This is a genomic window from Cohnella sp. GCM10012308 (assembly GCF_042649185.1).
Classification (GTDB): domain Bacteria; phylum Bacillota; class Bacilli; order Paenibacillales; family Paenibacillaceae; genus Cohnella.
In genome coordinates, this window is the sequence record NZ_JBHRYU010000001.1 from 549653 (window position 1) to 568302 (window position 18650).

At 61.2% G+C, this 18650-nt stretch carries 11 protein-coding genes; 3 read left to right on the forward strand and 8 right to left on the reverse strand.

Features of this window, described 5'->3' with window-relative positions; all coding sequences use genetic code 11:
• Window positions 1-86: 86 nt before the first annotated feature.
• The 3 genes from ACFOTD_RS02545 (at window position 87) to ACFOTD_RS02555 (ending at window position 8803) form a co-directional block, all read left to right on the forward strand.
• Window positions 87-863: an ABC transporter ATP-binding protein gene (locus ACFOTD_RS02545; RefSeq protein WP_378115402.1), complete on the forward strand. Its 777-nt coding sequence runs from the start codon at window positions 87-89 to the stop codon at window positions 861-863.
• Complete coding sequence (locus ACFOTD_RS02550; protein WP_378115404.1) at window positions 838-2805, forward strand: ABC transporter permease; 1968 nt, start codon at window positions 838-840, stop codon at window positions 2803-2805. Before ACFOTD_RS02545 ends, ACFOTD_RS02550 begins: the two co-directional genes overlap by 26 nt.
• Window positions 2806-3175: 370 nt before the next feature.
• Entirely contained in the window at window positions 3176-8803 is a 5628-nt protein-coding gene (locus tag ACFOTD_RS02555; protein ID WP_378115406.1) for an Ig-like domain-containing protein, read from the forward strand.
• 95 nt (window positions 8804-8898) lie between these two features.
• Here the strand turns inward: ACFOTD_RS02555 and ACFOTD_RS02560 are convergent, their stop codons facing one another.
• The 8 genes from ACFOTD_RS02560 to carA form a co-directional block, all read right to left on the reverse strand.
• Window positions 8899-9684: an ABC transporter permease gene (locus tag ACFOTD_RS02560; RefSeq protein ID WP_378115408.1), complete on the reverse strand. Its 786-nt coding sequence runs from the start codon at window positions 9682-9684 to the stop codon at window positions 8899-8901.
• Window positions 9685-9700: 16 nt separating this feature from the next.
• The gene (locus ACFOTD_RS02565; RefSeq protein ID WP_378115410.1) at window positions 9701-10519 is read right to left on the reverse strand and encodes an ABC transporter permease; all 819 of its coding nucleotides are present in this window, start codon (window positions 10517-10519) and stop codon (window positions 9701-9703) included.
• The gene (locus ACFOTD_RS02570) at window positions 10516-11559 is read right to left on the reverse strand and encodes an ABC transporter ATP-binding protein (RefSeq protein ID WP_378115411.1); all 1044 of its coding nucleotides are present in this window, start codon (window positions 11557-11559) and stop codon (window positions 10516-10518) included. Before ACFOTD_RS02570 ends, ACFOTD_RS02565 begins: the two co-directional genes overlap by 4 nt.
• 392 nt (window positions 11560-11951) lie before the next feature.
• Entirely contained in the window at window positions 11952-12197 is a 246-nt protein-coding gene (locus ACFOTD_RS02575; protein WP_378115413.1) for a hypothetical protein, read from the reverse strand.
• 581 nt (window positions 12198-12778) lie between these two features.
• Window positions 12779-13432: an orotate phosphoribosyltransferase gene (gene pyrE, locus ACFOTD_RS02580; protein ID WP_378115415.1), complete on the reverse strand. Its 654-nt coding sequence runs from the start codon at window positions 13430-13432 to the stop codon at window positions 12779-12781.
• Entirely contained in the window at window positions 13429-14172 is a 744-nt protein-coding gene (gene pyrF, locus ACFOTD_RS02585; protein WP_378115417.1) for an orotidine-5'-phosphate decarboxylase, read from the reverse strand. Before pyrF ends, pyrE begins: the two co-directional genes overlap by 4 nt.
• Window positions 14173-14298: 126 nt before the next feature.
• Window positions 14299-17514, reverse strand: coding sequence for a carbamoyl-phosphate synthase large subunit (carB, locus tag ACFOTD_RS02590; RefSeq protein WP_378115419.1), 3216 nt, complete (start codon window positions 17512-17514; stop codon window positions 14299-14301).
• Window positions 17501-18646 carry a glutamine-hydrolyzing carbamoyl-phosphate synthase small subunit gene (gene carA, locus ACFOTD_RS02595; protein WP_378115421.1) on the reverse strand — a complete coding sequence of 382 codons (1146 nt, stop codon included), beginning with the start codon at window positions 18644-18646 and terminating at the stop codon, window positions 17501-17503. Before carA ends, carB begins: the two co-directional genes overlap by 14 nt.
• Window positions 18647-18650 lie beyond the last annotated feature (4 nt).

Sequence of the window (18650 nt, forward strand, 5' to 3'; positions counted from 1 at the left end):
GATTTGCAAGTAAAATCGATGGGCCGGCCCTCCCGACGCCGCTATACTTGAAGCATAAAGACAACAAGTCAGGAGGGTTCACCCGCATGCAAGTGCTTAAAACGCAAGGCTTGTCCAAAGTATACGGCGCCAAGGGCGGCGTCGCCTATCACGCGCTCGACCAGATCGACCTATCCGTCGACAAAGGAGAATTTGTCGGCATCATGGGCCCGTCCGGCAGCGGCAAAACAACGCTGCTCAACCTGCTCGCCACGATCGACAAGCCGACGTCCGGAACGCTCGAGATCGGCGGGACGAATCCCGTAAGCTTAAGTCAGCGGGATATCGCCTTGTTCCGCCGGCGCGAACTAGGCTTCGTCTTCCAGGATTTTAACCTGCTCGACACGCTGCCGATCAAAGAAAACATCATTCTCCCTCTCGTGCTTGAAGGCGCGAAGCCGGCGGTCATCGAGCAGAAGCTGCGCCCGATCGCCGAGCTTCTCGGCATCCAGGGAATCCTGAACAAACGGACCTACGAAGTATCGGGCGGTCAGAAGCAGCGCGCGGCGATCGCGCGGGCGATCATTCACGAGCCGTCGCTGCTGCTCGCGGACGAGCTGACGGGCAACCTCGATTCCAAGTCCGCCAAGGACGTCATGAACGCGCTGCAAGATTTGAACGAGCGTCTGGCCGCGACGGTACTGCTCGTGACGCACGATCCGTTCTCCGCGAGCTACTGCAAGCGCGTCCTTTTCATCAAGGACGGCAAGCTGTTTTCGGAGATTCGGCGCGGCGCGAACCGGCAGGCGTTTTTCCAGCAAATTTTGGATGCCTTGAGCGTGCTGGGAGGGAATTTCGATGACGTTCCGTTCGCTCGCGCTTAGCAACGTCCGCGGCAATTGGCGCGCCTACAGCGCCTTTATTTTAAGCAGCGTGTTCTCCGTCCTCATCTTCTACCTCTACGCCGCTTTTCTGCTACATCCCGACGTTCAAAGCGGCGAGATCAAGGGCGCGCTTCAGGTGAAGCAAGGCATGCTGGCCTGCGAATTTCTGATCATCGTCTTCTCGTTTTTCTTTGTCCTCTACTCGAACTCGGCGTTCATGAAGACGCGCAAGAAGGAATTCGGGCTGTTCACGCTATTTGGCATGACGCGCGGTCAGATCCGCAAAATGGTGCTGTACGAGAGTGCGTTCATCGCCGCGGTGTCCATATTGGCGGGCATCGGCCTCGGCATGCTGTTCAGCAAGCTATTTTTCCTGGCGCTCGGCGCGCTGCTCGGCTCCGGCGAGACGATCCGTTTTGCTGTGCCTCCCGCTGCCCTATGGATGACGGCGGCCGGCTTCTTCGCCTTATTTATGATCATCACCCTGCTTACGCTCTTTCGGGTCGGCCGCTCCGAGATCGTGGAGCTGCTGCGCGAAGCCCGCAAGCCGAAGCCGGAGCCGCGCCTGTCCGTCTGGGCAGCGATCGCGGGCTTCGCGACGCTGGGGGGCGGCTACGCACTCGCTTTATCGATGAACGCCCGCACCTTCCTCTTTCTTTCGCTTCCGGTCATCGGCCTTACGGTCATCGGCACTTATTTTTTATACGCCCAGGGCAGCGTCGCGATTTTGCGTCTGCTGATGCGCCGCAAGCGGTTCTACTACGACCGGACGAACATGCTGACCGTCTCGCAGCTCGTCTACAAAATGAAAGACAACGCGCGGCTCCTATTCGTAATCACGGTCATGAGCGCGGTCGTCCTGTCGGCATCGGGCACCGTATACGTGCTGCAGCAGCTGCAAAAATCGCAAATTCTCGAGCACGCGCCTTTTGCGATCGGCTTCGTCGAGCGTGGCGAAGACGCCCACCGAGTAATCGCTCCCGGCGAGGTGGAGCGAATCGCCCGCGAGGACGGGCTGCATATCACCAGGCAGCAAAAGCTGTCCGGCTTGCTCGGCGAAGGGATCTCAAAGGACGACTCTTCCGCTGAAGCAGCGAACCAAAACAGCGGTTTTGAAGCGATGATCGTCTCCGATAGCGACTATAACCGCGAGGCCAAGCTGCTCGGACGCAAACCGGCAGCCCCTGCCGGCGACAATGCCGTGCTGATCCTGCCTTATCAAGAGATGGAGAGCTATCGTCCCATCCAGAACGGAGCGATACGCCTCTCGCTGGGCACCGAGACAGTCAAGCTGCAATTGACCGACCAATTCGCGGGCGCCGTCGCAAGCCCCGTCTCCTTCGCGACTTATCTGCTTGTCATAGACGACGCCCTCTTCGCAGAGCTAAGCGCAACGGCGCCGGCCGACAGCCGGCTCGTCAGCTACGGCTACGACTGGTCGGACTGGGAGCATAGCGGAGACACGGTAGGAAAAATCGTGAAAAAAATCGATCCGGCCTTCGAATCGCAAGCGCAGACGTATAGAGTGCCGAGCTACGTTTCCACCAACCAATCGATCTCGCTGACGCTGTTCATCGGCCTGTTCATCTCCCTGCTGTTTTTTATCGCGATGGGCAGCCTCATTTACTTCAAGCTGTTTACGGAGCTGCAGGAAGATCAGGCGCAGTTCAAGGCGCTGTCCCGGATCGGCATGACCGCCTCCGAGATCCGTCGAATCGTCGTCACGCAGGTCGGACTCGTCTTCCTGATCCCCTGCATCGTCGGCAGCGTCCATGCCTTGTTCGCGATTCAGGCGCTGGGCAACCTGCTTGGCAGTCCGATTCTCAAGTATGCCGCCGTCGTGTTTGCCATCTATCTGGTTATGCAAGCCGCTTACTTTGCCGTAACTTGCGCCACTTATTTGCGGAGCATCCGCAGCGGCGGCCGCACGGCGACGGAATAGACACGAAGCGGATTCGGGATACCGGCACAACATCTCGTTAAAAAGACCTCCTGTCCTTCGCCCATATTGCGAGGGAACCGGAGGTCCTTCTATTTTTTTAAAAAACAAAGATCGAACGAAGCACGAAAATCCGCTGTTTTTGCCGTCCGGTTCCAAAAGATATAAAGATGATTTAAAGTCGTGGACCGAAAAACGAAATTTGCTATATATTGGTTGGGAAACGCCATTCCAGCGGAGAGGATGCGGTTAACTGATGGTGTGCCCTAAACGACGACCAAAAAGGAAAACGTTTTCCTAAATTTGAAAAAGCATTTATTCACGCTTTTTGATGGACCGTTTCTCATCGAACATGGAGAAAGGCGGAAAAGTGATGCATCTAATGATGAAAAAGCTGCTGCTTTACGTTCTTCTGCTCGCCCTGCTTATCCCCGGGGGCATAACGCTAACGCTTCCTACGGCGCGTGCAATCGCCGCAAACGACAACTTGGTATCGAACGGCTCGTTCGAGGTATACGACGATCCCAACCTGGGCGGCTGGACCGCCCGAAAAGCCAACGGCTGGAGCATCTGGACGGACGCTTCCCTCACGCCAGTTGCGCCTGCGGTCACTGTAGAGCTGTATCATGCCGCCCCCGGCGCTGGCAGCCGTTCGCTGAAGATCAGCTCCGCCGCGCCGAACAAAAGCAGAATAACGGTTAACCAAGGCGGGATCGCGGTCGTGCCGGGTCAGGAGTACCGTCTGTCGGGCGCCTTCAAGACGTCGCAGATCGTCGGGGCTTCCAACGCTTACGGCGTCAACCTTCGCGTCGCTTATTTAAATGCGGCGGGGCAAGCCCTCCAGACCGACTACCTGGTCAATGCCAGCACGCCCGTACGCGGCAACAACGCGGACTTCAAAAGCTATGCGCGCTCGACGACTGCGCCTTCAGGAGCGGTATCGGCGCGCATCGACGTCGATTTTAATCAGGTGTCGGGCAGCGCCTGGTTCGACGACATCCAGTTCAGGCCCTGGACTTCTTTGAAAGGCATCTCTTTCGCCGACGACGGCAGCCTGCTTCAGCCGGGCGGGGTAAAGGCCGCTCCGATCCTGCTGCAGCCGGCCGATACTTCGGAGACCGGCATCGTATGGACATCGTCGAATCCGGCGGTTGCGACTGTTGATGCCGCAGGCTCCATCTCCGGTGTCTCGCCCGGTCTCGCGAGCATCCAGGCCGCGTCGCCCGACGGGAGTGCGAGCGGCATATACCCTGTCGTCGTCACGCAAGCGGGATTGCTCGCAAACGGAGGCTTCGAAACCGTCTCCGCAGGCTCGGGCAACGGCTTCACCGGCTTGCAGGCGTCCGCCTGGTCCGCTACCGCCTCTTACGGCAGCCCCGTCGTGACGGTGAGCGACGCCGTGTACGGCGCAGGCGGTCATGCGCTCTCCATCGGAGCCGCAGCGAATGCCAAAGCCTCCGTCGCCCAGCGCAACATCGTCGTCTCCGGCGGCAGCTGGTATCGGCTGAGCGGTCTCATCCGCACCGACGGCCTGAGCGGAGCCGGCGCCTCTCTTCGATTGGCCTGGAACGGGGCCGGCGGCTCCGTGCTCGGTACCGTGTACGGACCTGCCGCTCCCGTGAAGGGCACGACGCAGGGCTGGCGGGAAATAGGCGACCTGTTCCAAGCGCCTGCCAATGCCGTTCGCGCCAGCGTATACGCCTATTACGACACCGGATACGGCCAAGCCTGGTACGACGAGCTCCAGCTGACGCCATGGGTGCCGGTCGCCTCCCTCTCGCCTGCCGGCGCAAGCTTCCGCAGCCTGGCGCCAGGAGAGAGCCAGACGCTATCCGCGATCTTCGCCCCGACGGGCGCCACCGATCGGCGGATCGTCTGGCAATCCTCCGTACCTTCCGTGGCGACCGTCGACCAGAACGGCCGCGTGACGGCTGTCGCAGCCGGTCATGCCGTCGTCTCCGCCGTCTCTATCGAGGGCGCGAAGCGAGTCGACTCCCGGATCGACGTGACAGGCTTCAAAAACGGCGGCTTTGAGAAGACGACCGCGGCTTCGGGCGGCTGGGTCGGCTCGCGTCCGACAGACTGGAGCTCTTACTTCACCCCGGCCGGCGCGACCAACCCACAACTGACCGTCGATACGGCGGTTAAAAAGGAAGGCGCGAACGCCATTCGCTTTCAGGCGGCAAGCGCAGGCAAAGCCGTCGTCTTCCATCTCATCGAAGGCGCGGCGCCGGGACTCAGCTACAAGGTCGGCGGCTGGCTCAAAACAGACGGCGCGGCGAATCACACATACCTACGGGTCATGTATCTCGACGCGAACAATCAGCCCGTGCTGCCCAACCCCTTCTACGACTACGTCCAGCCCGCTGACGGCAGCGCGCCCAAGGACGGCGACTGGACTTATTATGAAAAAATCGTAACTGTCCCTTCCGGCGCTCAAACCGCCCGCGTCGAGGTCGCCTACGAATCCGGCACGGGAACGCTATGGGCGGACGAGATCTCGGTCATCCCCTGGGTGCCGGTCGACAGCGTCAAGCTCGCGCCGCGCAAGGGACTGCTCGGGATCGGCGCCGATATGACGGTAACCGCTTCCTTTTTGCCGGCGGACGTCACCAACGACAAACTGGCTTGGTCTTCGGACAATACCGGCGTCGCGTCGGTATCAACATCCTTGGCCGCGCCGAACGCCGCCGTCGTTCACGGCGTTTCGGACGGGCTGGCCACGATACGCGCTTGCGGCGAGCCGCGGAGCGCGGGCGCCGCCGCCCCTTGCGGCACTTTCACCGTCAATGTAGGTATAGGCACCGATATTACGGCTGCGGACATCGCCGTGCAGCTCGACGAGGACGCCTCCGTAATTGGACCGATTGAAGCCACGGATGCTGCGGGAGACGCGTTGACCGCTTCCGTCTTCCTGCCGCCGGCACACGGGACCGCCTCCATCCAGCAGGACGGATCGTGGAATTACTACCCGGACGCCGACTATAACGGCAAGGACGCCTTCACGCTGCTTATTACGGACGGCCATGGCCATTATGGCTTCTCGGCCGCCGATCTCGTCGTACGCCCCGTCGAGGATGCGCCTGTCATGACCAAAATAGAGGTCAATGCGGGCACGACGCAAAATGTCGTCCTTTCAAGCGACTATACGATCGTGTCGGCGACCGATGCGGACGGCGAGGCGCTGACGTTCGGCCTGGCGCCAGGCAGCGCATCCGGACCCGCGCACGGGACGGCGACCGTGCAGCCGGGCGGTCGCTGGTCCTACGCGCCGGATGCCGGATATACGGGCTACGACCGCTTCGTCATCCAGGTTAGCGACGGCCATGGCGGCACGGACCGGACCAGCATCGCCGTCTATGTCGGTATGCCCGGCTCGGAGCTCATCGCGACGCTCGCTTCCCGGCACGCAGCTCCTGCCTCCGCGCATCCGCGGCTGTATGCCGACGCGGACGACTTCGACCGCATTCGCGGCCTTGTGCAGACCGATCCGATCATGGCCGAGTGGTACGCCAAAATCGTCTCCTACGCGAACAGCGTCGTGAACGATCCGCCGTACGGCTACCAGACGACCGGCAGCGGCGCGGATATCAGCATCCTCCCGCGCGCCCAGCAGATCATGAAGCGGATCCAGACGATGGCGCTCATGTATCAAATCACGGGCGATCCCGATTACGCGGCAGCCGGCGTCTCCCAGCTCGAGGCGATGGCGAACCCGGCTCAGTTCAAGGACTGGAACGGCGGCGCGACGAATTTCCTCAGCATCTCCGAGATGGGCACGGCCGCGGCGATCGGCTACGACTGGCTTTACGACGCCATGACGCAGCCGCAGCGCGACGCGCTGCGCGCCCGCATCGTATCCGAAGTGCTGCTGAAGGCCAAGAACGTATTTCTAAAAGGCGGGAGCCTCGACTGGTGGACCCGCTCCCCAAGCAACTGGAACGTCGTCGTAAACGGCGGACTCATCGCCACCGCGCTTGCCGTCGCAGACGAGGCCGATGCCAACCGGGTCGATACGGATGCGCCGGACCCGGCCGACCGGCTGCCGATCGCCGCTACGGTGCTCGAACGGGCGATTTCTTCCGTCCAGGTCGGGCTCGGCGTGTTCGCGACGCAAGGCGACTGGCCGGAGGGCACCGGCTACTGGGACTACACGACCGAATATCTTGCCTTTATGATCGGCGCGCTGCGGGATACGCTCGGAACGGACTTCGGCTTTATGCAGCTGCCCGGAGTCGCGCAGACGCCGAACTACATGGCTAGCCTGCACAGCGAAAACGGACCGTTCAACTATGGGGACTCGCTGACGACCGTCATCGATTCTCCCCAGTTGCTCTTGTTCGCCGATCTGCTCGGCGATCCGAGCGCCTCCTGGTTCCGTCAGTACGCCTACGCCAAAAACAAGACGGCCGAGCCGCTCGACCTGATCTGGTACCGGCCCGGCAACTTCGCGGGCGCCGCCGCGCCGTCCGGACTGGACGCGCTCTACGATTTTCCGCTCAAAAACAACCTGGCGACGTTCCGCGACTCCTGGAACAGTCCGAGCGCCGGCTTCGCCGCGATCAAGGGCGGGATCACCAATTACAACGTCACCAATTCGAAGCATGCGGATCTGGACGTCGGCACGTTCGTGCTGGATGCGCTCGGCGTACGCTGGGCAGTCGACCTGGGCAAGGATGACTACGGCTTGAACCAGTACTTCGAGTTCGATCCGGCGAAGGATCCGAACCGCTGGGACTACTACCGGAAACGGGCGGAAGGCTCGAATACGCTCGTCATCAATCCCGGTGACGGACCGGACCAGGCGATCGACGCCGTAGCGCCGATCGTCGCCTACGATTCGAAGCCCGAAGGCGGTTACGCGATCGTCGATATGACGTCCGCCTATAAGCAGGACGCCGTTTTCGCGAAGCGCGGGCTGCAATTCGGCGAGCATCGCGCGAGCTATCTGCTGCAGGACGAAGTGCAGCTGAAAAAGCAGTCCGATATGTACTGGTTCATGCATACCGAAGCTTCGATCACGCTCTCGGCGGACCACAGAAGCGCCGTGCTCGAGCAGGACGGCAAGCGGCTCTACGCGCAGCTGCTCACGCCTGACGGGCAATTCGAGGATCGGCCGGCCGAGCCGCTGCCTTCTTCGCCTCATCCCGCCGTCCAGGCGCAAAATACGAAGCAGCGCAAGCTCGCGATTCATCTGCCGGAAGCGCGCGGACTCGTCACGATCGCCGTCCGTTTCACGCCGCTGTCCGCCGCCGAGGCGATTCCATCTGCAGCGCCCGCGGTCGTGCCGCTCTCGGACTGGTCCGTCGATGCGTCGCCGGTCGCGACGCTGTCGTCGATCACGCTCGGAGGCGTCCCGCTGCAAGGCTTCGCTGCGTACAAAACCAAATATGCAAGCGAACTGCCGCTGTCCGTCCGATCGGCGCCGATCGTTGCGGCGACAGCCGCCGACCCAAGCGATACCGTGACCGTCACGCAAGCTTCCGGAATTCCCGGAACGGCCATTGTCGAAGTGACGGACGATCTGAGCATCGCCGCTCCCAGCGTCTACTACGTCGACCTCGTCCGCGGCGTCACGACCGGCATTCTGCCCGGCGTGCCCGTCTTGCCGCTCGCCTATTGGCGGGACAGTGGCCCGGCAGGAAATGCATGGCCCGGCGTCAATGCCGCGGACGGCAACCCCAATACGTATTGGTCGGTCGGAGGCGCGCAGACGATTGACTTTGACCTCGGCTCCGAGACGACAGCCGACTACGTCGGCATTTCTTGGGTCAAAGGCAACGAACGGCAATTTTTCTTCGATATCGAAGCTTCGTCGGATGGAATCGGCTGGACGACGATTTACTCCGGTCCAAGCTCGGGCAAAGTAACTGGCGACTATGAAATTTACGACATCCCGGCGACCACGGCCCGCTATCTTCGTCTTAGCGTCTTTGGCAACACAAAAAGCGATATTACGAGCATCGTCGACGTCATGGCGTACGGCCCGCCGTCGGCCTGATCGTTCCGCACCCGACAAACGCCCCACGGCAAGCAGGCCAGTTATAAGCGCCTGCTGCCAGTGGGGCGTTTTATTTCGTGCGGCGAGCTTCCCGCTTAATTCCGCATCGCCATCGCATTGCCGGAAGCGTATCGGGCAAGACCCGCGCGGAATAGCAGCACGCCGGAAGCGGAAAAGACCGCGGCTGCGCCGAATGCGGCGGCGGCAAAAGCCGGATTAAAATCCCGCATGAGTCCGATCGGCATATAGGCGATGAAGCCGGCGGGAACGACCGTGAACAGGATGACCTTGGCGGCGCCGCGGAAGATCCCTGTCGGATAGATCGTCAATGAGACGAAGCTGCCGAATACTTGGCTCGCGATGCCCTCCGCATTGCCGATCCAAAAAGCCAGAGATCCCGCGATGACCATAACGCCGATGAACAAGACGCCCGAGACGAGCAGCGCGCAGGCGAACAATAGGCAGCCCTTAAGCGTCAGATCGCCGGCCCACAAAAACACGATCAGGCCGAAAACGAAATCGCCTGCGCCGGTCACGGACATGCGGCTCGACAGCACGTTCAGCAGAACCGGCTTCGGCTGGGACAGATACATGTCCAGCTGACCCGAGGATACGATCGTCGCGACGCGCGGAAAATTGCCGAACAGCACGCTCGCCCATCCGAAGCCGCCTGCGGATACTGCCCACAGGAGCATGACGTCGCCGATCTCCCATCCGCTGACGACCGGGAACCTGTCGAAAAACAAATGCCAGAAAAAGAGCCAAATCGCATTGTTGACGAACATCATGCCTGCCAGCAAAAAAAAGCTGAGCCGATATTCCAATGCCGCAGCGAGATTGATCTTCCAGCTGGTCAGCAGGAAACGGACGGTACCCGCCATTCGCTTATCCTCCCGCTTATCCTCCGTTGACATGGAGCTTTCCCGTTCCTCTCCTGAAAATAAAAGCGACGAGCAGAGCCAGCGCGGCAATCCACGCGAGCTGAAGCGAGCAGGCCCGCAGCAGCTCGTGGCCGTCGAACCGGACGCCAAGGCGGGCGGGCAAATACAGCGCCGCCTGAAACGGCAGCCAGGCGCATATCCGCTGCAGCCACTCGGGCATAAGATCGATGGGGATCAGCAAGCCGCCCGCCGTGAATTGCAGCTTCTGCAGTACGAAGTCCAGTCCGCGCGTCTCTTCAACCCATAATGCGCACAATCCGACGGCCGCGGTCATCAAAAAAGAAATCGTCAGACCGAGCATAGCGAGCGGCAAATAGGCTATCAGACCATAACCTGGCGCAGGCGGTCCGACCGACAGCCAGGCGACCAGTCCGCCCGCCGCCAGCAGAACGGCAAACCGCAAAACGCCTTCTCCCAGGTAGGAGCCGTAATGATAGCCGACATACGAAAGCGGCCTCGTCAGGCGGACGGCGATGTCCCCGCTTTTGACTTCCTCCTCGATTCTTGCGCCGACAGGCGGTCCGGCCATCGTGATCGCTTCCGTGAATACGAGATACCAGACGATCTGCCGGAGCGTGAAGCCGCCGATTGCCCGGTCGTAATTCCCCTCGTACGCCGCACCGTAAAGCTGGCCGAGCACGTACAGAATCAGCAGCAGAAAACAGGATCGAAGCAAAAAGTCCGCCTTGTATGCCCATTGCTGGCGAAGCGCGATCCGTACGACCGCGAGCTGCTTGCGGCCGGCGCCTGACAGGATGCGAACGGCTTGATTCAAGTCGAAACGCCTCCCTTCGTCTTCTCCATGCCGTAAATGTGCTTAATGATGTCCTCCAACGCTGGATCCTCCACGGTCAAATCTTCGATGCGCGCCGCTTGCGCCAGCGAGGCGAGCAGCTGATTCATGTCCGTCTGCGCAAGGTCGACGGTCAGACGGATGCGCCTCCCTTCGATCGCCGCCAGCTCGATGCCTTCAGGCAGCGGCGCCCAAGCTCGCCGGCCGAACCACTCGGCGATCGGAGCCGGTTCTTCGGTATCCGCCAGCGTGACCGTAACCGTCTTGGAGCGCAGCAGCTCTCGCCTAAGCAGCGCGACCGGCCGGTCGACCAGCACGCCGCCGTGGTGAATGACGATCGCCCGCGAGCAGAGCTCTTCGACGTCTTGGGCATCGTGAGAGGTAAGGAGCACCGTCGTCCCCTCCTCGCGGTTGCGCTCGCGAATGATCTCGCGAATGCGATCTTTGACCACGACGTCGAGTCCGATCGTCGGTTCGTCCAGAAACAAAATCTGCGGTCGGTGGAGAAAGGAAGCCGCGATCTCGCAGCGCATGCGTTCTCCGAGCGACAGCTTGCGAACGGGCGTATGCAAATACGGTCCAAGCTCGAACCGTTCGACCAAGCGGTCCCGGCGTTTGGCATAATCGCCCCGGTCCAGCTCGTAAACCCGGCTGATCAGCTCGAACGTATCGATCGGCGGCAGATGATACCACAGCTGCGACTTCTGTCCGAAGACAGTGCCGATGCGGTAGGCCAGCTTCGTCCGCTCCCGCCATGGCACAAGTCCCGCTACTTTCGCTTCTCCGGCGGTCGGATGCAAAATGCCGGTCAGCATCTTGATCGTCGTTGATTTGCCTGCGCCGTTCGGGCCGAGCAGCGCCACCGTCTCCCCCGCTTCGACCGATAAATCGATGCGGTCGACCGCAGTCTTTTCTTTCCATTCCGGCGCAACGAGCGCCCGCAGGCTGCCGCGCAGTCCCGCCTGCTTTTCCTTCACTCTGAACGTCTTGCCGAGCGCCCTCGCCTCTAGAGCCAGCTTCATCCCGGCCCCCCCTTTATCCGAATCTCAACGGCGGTCAAACCAAAAAAGACCCGCGGCAAATCCGCCTCATGGCGGAACTTGCCGAAGGTCTTTTATCCCTACGGTGTAAGGAGGCTATCGCCTCATCGGTCTCGCTCGGTTCGACCGCCCGGTTGACTGGCTGCGAGGCGTCGGCTCCCTAGAAACCCTTCCGTTTGTTGATAGATATTACCAGCCGTCCGGATTATGAACAACCGGTTTAATCGATTTTCCGGATGAACGGTATCGATGGCGGGCATCGAATATTTTCATAGAAGCGATCGACTCGAAGAATGGACCGCTCGGGTGCAGCAGATGCAAAAAAACCTCCGTGCATCGTCCGCTGCCGCAGCGGGATGCCGAAGGTCATTTTCTCAGGCGGTGAACAGCAGATCCTCCATCATCGTCAGCAGACGGTGACGCATCCGGATGAGCTTCTCGATCGCCTTGGTGCGGAACATCTCACTCTCGCCCATCCAGCGCAGGCTGCCGATCATTTCGTGCGTTCGGTCCATCTCGATAATCTCGTCGGTATGAACCATGTCGCGGTCGTAAATGCGTACCCGGTAAAGCAGGTCTTCTGTCTCGGTCAGCAATTGTTGGTAGATGTCGGTGTTCATGATTATAATCAGCCTCACTTTGTCGTTGTTATCTATTCGTTCCAGCTTCTCGTTTGCACCGTATTGATCTTCATTAACCCGGATAGAGCGGATTGAATCAACGACATAGGAGTAAGTTGCGCAAACGTCTATTGCCGGTTCATCCGCCAGCCGTTCTGAAGGGTTAGCTTATCGGCGCCCGCATCAATCCTTTTCCGTAACGCTTTCAAATATACATCTAATTTCGCCGATGCCGACCCTTTTAGAGAAAGTAGATGCAAAAATGCATTTATTTTCCTCCATAAGTCCGATTGCGGACTCATGCTTTGAATTTACCTGCATATTTGCATTTATTTCATCAAGTGCCGTTCGTCGGCAGAGAATACATGTACAAATGCAGCTTTTATCGATAATCAACGCATCCGGATAGCTCCGGCATGCCCCATGCACGCTCACCATGCCCACTAAATCATTAACAAAATCCCGGCCTCTCGTCCGATGGGACATAAGGCCGGGATTGATTGAGCTATTCTCGAGGCGCTTGACGCACGTCGAGGCGGAGAGCGTCGCTCGCTTGCGCAGACACGGATACGACGGTTTATTTAGGCCCAGACGAACGCTTTCGGATCCTTGCGCCATTCCTGCAGCAGCGCGACGTCCTGCTCGCGGACGGCGCCGCGCGCAAGCGCCACGTCGATCAGCGCGCCGTAGCTAGACAGCGTGTCGAGCGGCACCGACTCGGCGGCGAACGCGTCCAGCGCGTTTTGGAACTGGTACGTGAAGATCGCGATGACGCCCTGTACTTCGCAGCCGGCGTCGCGCACGGCGACGGCTGCCTTGAGCGAGCTGCCGCCGGTCGAGATGAGATCCTCGATCAGAACGACCTTTTGTCCCGGCTTGAAGTGGCCTTCGATTTGGTTTGTCTTGCCGTGACCCTTGGCCTTGTCGCGTACGTACAGCATCGGCAGGCCGAGAATGTCGGCAATCCATGCCGCATGAGGAATGCCGCCGGTCGCGATGCCGGCAACGGCCTCGCAGTCCGGGTACTTGTCGCGGATGATCGCCGCGAAGCCTTCCGCGATCGTGCGGCGGATCGCCGGGTAGGACATCGTCAGCCGGTTGTCGCAGTAAATCGGCGACTTGATGCCGCTCGTCCAGGTGAACGGGTCTTGCGGGCGCAGCGATACGGCGCCGATGTCCAGCAGCGCGCCGGCGATAACGGCCGGCAGCTGCACAAGGTTAACGGATTCGCTCATGCTTCGGTCAGCTCCTTCAAAATGGATTCGAATGCCTGCGCCGGATCCGGCGCGGCGACGATGGGACGGCCGATGACGAGGTAGTCCGTGCCGCCGCAGGCCGCCTCGCGCGGGGTCGTCACGCGCTGCTGATCGCCGAGCGCGGCGCCGGCCGGGCGAATGCCCGGCGTCACCGTGAGGAAGCCCTCGCCGCAGGCGGCCTTGATGGCTTCGACCTCGAGCGGCGAGGCGACGACGCCCTGCAGTCCGGCGTGCTTCGCCAGCACGGCATAGCGCACGACCGCTTCCTCTACGCTGCCCGCGATGCCGATCTCGCCGTTCAGCGTCTCCCGGCTCGTGCTCGTCAGCTGCGTGACGGCGATGACAAGCGGCGCCGCCTGCGCTTCTCCTGCCGCGACTGCGTCGCCTACGCCCTGCATCGCCGCCTGCATCATCGCGCTGCCGCCGGCCGCGTGGACGTTAAACATGTCGACGCCCATGCGCGTGATGCTGCGCGCGCCGCCGCGCACCGTATTCGGAATGTCATGCATCTTAAGGTCGAGGAAGATCTTGAAGCCGCGCTTTTTCAGCTCCCGCACGATCTCGTGTCCGGCCGCATAGAACAGCTCCATGCCGACCTTGACCCAGCAGCCCGTGCCTTCTAACCGGCTTGCCACCTGCAGCGCGGCCTCGGCGTCGGGCTTGTCCAGTCCGACCATAATCTTGGCCGCGGCTTCCTTGCGCGTCAGCGTTAACGTCATCGTCTTCTTCCGCCTTCCCGTCTCGGTTTTGGACTCTAAGTATCGCTTTTTCTTGTCTTTCGCCCATATAGAAGCCCGATCCGCCGCCGATGAAGCTGGCGGAAGACCGGGCATGGCACGTTATTATTAATAAACCGGCATCGGTTCGCTGGAGAAGCGCAGCGCCTGCAGCATGTGCAGCAGCGCGCTCACCGTGTCGAGCGACGTGAGGCACACGACGCCGTTCTCGACCGCCTCGCGGCGGATGCGGAAGCCGTCGCGCTCCGGCGTCTTGCCCTTCGTCAGGGTGTTGACGACGAACTGCGCCTGTCCGGTGCGGATCAGGTCGACGATGTTCGGCGAGCCCTCGCTCAGCTTGTTGCAGCGCTTGACGCGCATGCCGGCCGCTTCGAGCGCGTCGGCCGTACCGCCCGTGGCGATCAGCTTGTAACCGAGGTTGTAGAAGCCGCGCAGAATCGCGATCGCTTCTTCCTTGTCCTTGTCGGCGACCGTCGCGATGATCGATCCCGATTGCGGGATTTTCATGCCCGAACCGATGAGACCCTTGAACAACGCCTTCGCGAAGTGGCGATCGCGGCCCATGACCTCGCCCGTCGACTTCATCTCCGGCGTCAGCGTCGGGTCGACGCGGCGCAGCTTGGCGAAGGAGAATACCGGCACCTTGACCGACACGTGATCGTCTTCCGGCCACAGGCCGTCCTTGTAGCCCAGGTCGGCCAGCTTCTCGCCGAGAATCGCGCGGGTCGCGAGGTTCGCCATCGGGATGTTCGTGACCTTGGACAGGAACGGTACGGTACGCGAAGAGCGCGGGTTGACCTCGATCACGTATACCTTCTCCTGCCAGACGACGAACTGGATGTTGACCAGGCCGACCGTCTTGAGCGCCTTGGCGATGCGGATCGTGATGTCGACCGCCTGCTGCTTGATCTCGTCCGACAACGTCTGCGGCGGATACACCGCGATCGAGTCGCCGGAGTGGACGCCGGCGCGCTCGACATGCTCCATGATGCCCGGAATGAGTACCGTCTCGCCGTCGCAGATCGCGTCGACTTCGATTTCCTTGCCCAGCATGTAGCGGTCGATCAGGACCGGGTGCTCCGGATTGATCTTGACCGCAACCTTCATGTAGGAGAGCAGCTCGTCGTCGGAGTATACGATCTCCATCGCGCGTCCGCCGAGGACGTACGAAGGACGTACGAGCACCGGATAGCCAAGCTCTTGCGCCGTACCGACGGCCTCGTCGACGGAAGTGACCGTGTTGCCCTTCGGCTGGGCGATCTCGAGTCCGCGCAGCAGCGCTTCGAACCGTTTGCGGTCTTCGGCTTCGTCGATGCTGTCTAGCGAGGTGCCGAGGATGCGCACGCCTGCCTTGGACAGCGGCCCCGCCAGGTTGATGGCCGTCTGGCCGCCGAACTGGACGATGACGCCGAGCGGCTGCTCCTGCTCGATGACGTTCATGACGTCTTCGAAGAAGAGCGGTTCGAAGTAGAGTCGGTCCGACGTATTGAAGTCGGTCGATACCGTCTCGGGATTGTTATTGATGATGACGGCTTCGTAGCCGGCGTTGCGGAGCGCCCATACGGCGTGCACGGTCGAGTAGTCGAACTCGATGCCCTGGCCGATGCGGATCGGTCCGGAGCCGAGTACGATGACCTTTTGCTTGTCGCTCGGGAGCACTTCGTTCTCGGTCTCGTAAGTCGAGTAGTAATAAGGCGTCGTCGCTTCGAACTCGGCCGCGCAGGTATCGACCATTTTGTATACCGGCTTGAGGCCTTGCGCGAGACGGTGCTCACGGATGTCGGCTTCGACCGTCAGCGCGGCGGACGCGCCTTGGCCCTCGCGGCGCAGCTCGGCGATCGCGCGGTCCGTGAAGCCCATGCGCTTCGCCTTGTACAGCGTCTCCGGCGTCAGGCCCGGCTCGCGGCGAATGACGTCCTCGAACGACACGATGCGTTCGATCTTGTCCAGGAACCACCAGTCGATGCTCGTCGTGTCCTGGATGTGCTGCAAGCTCCAGCCGCGGCGGAACGCTTCGGCGATCAGGAACAGGCGCTCGTCGTCGGCCTTGGCCAGACGCGTCGTCAGCGTTTCTTCGTCAAGCTCGTCCGCGCCCTTCAGGAACAGCCGGTGCACGCCGATCTCGAGCGAGCGAACCGCCTTGTGGATCGACTCCTCGAACGAGCGGCCGATCGCCATTACTTCGCCGGTCGCCTTCATCTGCGTGCCCAGCTTGCGGTTGGCGTCCGTGAACTTGTCGAACGGCCAGCGCGGAATCTTGCTCACGATATAGTCCAGCGTCGGCTCGAAGCAAGCGTAAGTCTGGCCGGTAACCGGGTTGACGATCTCGTCGAGCGTGTATCCGACGGCGATCTTGGCCGCCATCTTGGCGATCGGGTAGCCCGTAGCCTTGGAAGCGAGCGCCGAGGAACGGCTGACGCGCGGATTGACTTCGATGACGTAATATTGATAGCTCTGCGGATCGAGCGCGAACTGTACGTTACAGCCGCCTTCGATATTCAGCGCGCGGATGATCTTGAGCGAAGCCGAGCGCAGCATCTGATACTCGCGGTCGGACAGCGTCTGGCTAGGCGCCACGACGATCGAGTCGCCCGTGTGCACGCCGACCGGATCGAAGTTTTCCATGTTGCAGACGACGATGCAGTTGTCGTTCGCGTCGCGCATGACTTCGTACTCGACTTCCTTCATGCCGGCGATCGACTTCTCGATCAGACATTGGCCGATCGGGCTGTAGCGCAGGCCGTTCGCCACGATCTCGCGAAGCTCCTCTTCGCTGCCGGAAATGCCGCCGCCCGTGCCTCCCAGCGTATAAGCCGGACGCACGATGACCGGATAGCCGATCGTGTCGGCGAAGTCCACAGCACCCTGTACGGTCGTGACGATCTCGCTCTCGGGCACCGGCTGCTCGAGCTCGCGCATCAGTTCGCGGAACAGGTCGCGGTCTTCGGCCTTCTCGATTGCGGTCAGCTGCGTGCCGAGCAGCTTGACGCCTTCGGCTTCAAGCACGCCCGCGCGCGCCAGCTCGACGGCCATATTGAGGCCCGTCTGTCCGCCGAGCGTCGGCAGCAAGCCGTCCGGGCGCTCCTGGCGGATGATCTGGGACACGAACTCGAGGTTGATCGGTTCGATGTAAACTTTGTCGGCCATGTTCGTATCGGTCATGATCGTGGCCGGGTTGCTGTTGATCAGGACGACCTCGAGGCCTTCTTCCTTCAGCGCCTGGCAAGCTTGCGTGCCTGCATAGTCGAACTCGGCCGCCTGGCCGATAACGATCGGACCTGAGCCGATGACGAGAATCTTTTTGAGTTCATTATTTCTGGGCATACTGCAGTTCTCCTCTCAGCATCTCCGACAGTTGCGCTTGCCGCGGGCGTTCGGGGTTTTTCAGCTTGTGCTCGCGGATCATCTCCAGGAACTGGTCGAACAGATAGCTGCTGTCGAACGGTCCGGGAGCGGCTTCCGGATGGTACTGGACGCTGAAGGCCGGGAATTGGGCGTGCTTCAGGCCTTCGATCGTCTTATCGTTGTTGTTGATATGCGTCACGACGAGGTCGGTGCCCGCGACGGACTCTTCCTTGACCGTGTAGCCGTGGTTCTGCGAGGTAATGTAGCAGCGGCCGGATTCGAGCTCCTTGACCGGGTGGTTGCCGCCGCGGTGGCCGAACTTCAGCTTGTCGGTGTCGGCGCCGCAAGCGAGCGCGAACAGCTGGTGACCGAGGCAGATGCCGAAGATCGGATATTCGCCGAGCAGCTGGCGGACCGTCTCGACCGACTCCGGCACGTCCTTGGGATCGCCGGGGCCGTTGGACAGCTGGATGCCGTCCGGGTGCAGGCGGCGGATCTCGTCGGCCGTCGTGTTGTGCGGCACGACGATGACGTCGCAGCCGCGCTGCGTCAGCTCGCGCAGGATGCCGCTTTTCGCGCCGTAATCGATCAGCACGATGCGTTCTTTGGTGCCCGGGCTCGAAAATACGTTTTTCGTGGACGTCCAGGCAACCTGGTTGCGCGGCAGCGGCGTCGAGCCCATGCGCTCTTGCAGCTCCTCGACGCGCTCGCTTCCCGTCGTAAGGATGCCTTTCATAACGCCGTGGCGACGAATGATCCGCGTCAGCATGCGGGTGTCGACTTCGCTGATGCCGATGATGCCGTATTCTTTAAGAAGATGGCCGAGGGAATCCTGGGCGCGCCAGTTGCTCGGCACTTCCTCGTAGCGGCGCGTGACGAACCCGTGGATGAACGGCCGCACCGACTCGAAGTCGTCGCGCGTGATGCCGTAGTTGCCGATCAGCGGAAACGTCATCGTGACGATCTGCCCGCAATACGACGGATCCGAGATGACCTCCTGATATCCTGTGATGCCTGTATTAAATACGACTTCGCCCACCGACGCGCCTTCCGCGCCGAACGATTGCCCCGTAAACAGGGTGCCGTCTTCAAGTAAAAGTCTCGCTTGCATCCCG

Excerpts from the sequence above, each read along its gene's own strand:
- ACFOTD_RS02545 (WP_378115402.1), top strand. The coding sequence starts at position 87 with ATGCAAGTGCTTAAAACGCAAGGCTTGTCCAAAGTATACGGCGCCAAG.
- ACFOTD_RS02550 (WP_378115404.1), top strand. The coding sequence starts at position 838 with ATGACGTTCCGTTCGCTCGCGCTTAGCAACGTCCGCGGCAATTGGCGC.
- ACFOTD_RS02555 (WP_378115406.1), top strand. The coding sequence starts at position 3,176 with ATGCATCTAATGATGAAAAAGCTGCTGCTTTACGTTCTTCTGCTCGCC.
- ACFOTD_RS02560 (WP_378115408.1), bottom strand. The coding sequence starts at position 9,684 with ATGGCGGGTACCGTCCGTTTCCTGCTGACCAGCTGGAAGATCAATCTC.
- ACFOTD_RS02570 (WP_378115411.1), bottom strand. The coding sequence starts at position 11,559 with ATGAAGCTGGCTCTAGAGGCGAGGGCGCTCGGCAAGACGTTCAGAGTG.
- ACFOTD_RS02575 (WP_378115413.1), bottom strand. The coding sequence starts at position 12,197 with ATGAACACCGACATCTACCAACAATTGCTGACCGAGACAGAAGACCTG.
- pyrE (WP_378115415.1), bottom strand. The coding sequence starts at position 13,432 with ATGAGCGAATCCGTTAACCTTGTGCAGCTGCCGGCCGTTATCGCCGGC.
- pyrF (WP_378115417.1), bottom strand. The coding sequence starts at position 14,172 with ATGACGTTAACGCTGACGCGCAAGGAAGCCGCGGCCAAGATTATGGTC.
- carB (WP_378115419.1), bottom strand. The coding sequence starts at position 17,514 with ATGCCCAGAAATAATGAACTCAAAAAGATTCTCGTCATCGGCTCAGGT.
- carA (WP_378115421.1), bottom strand. The coding sequence starts at position 18,646 with ATGCAAGCGAGACTTTTACTTGAAGACGGCACCCTGTTTACGGGGCAA.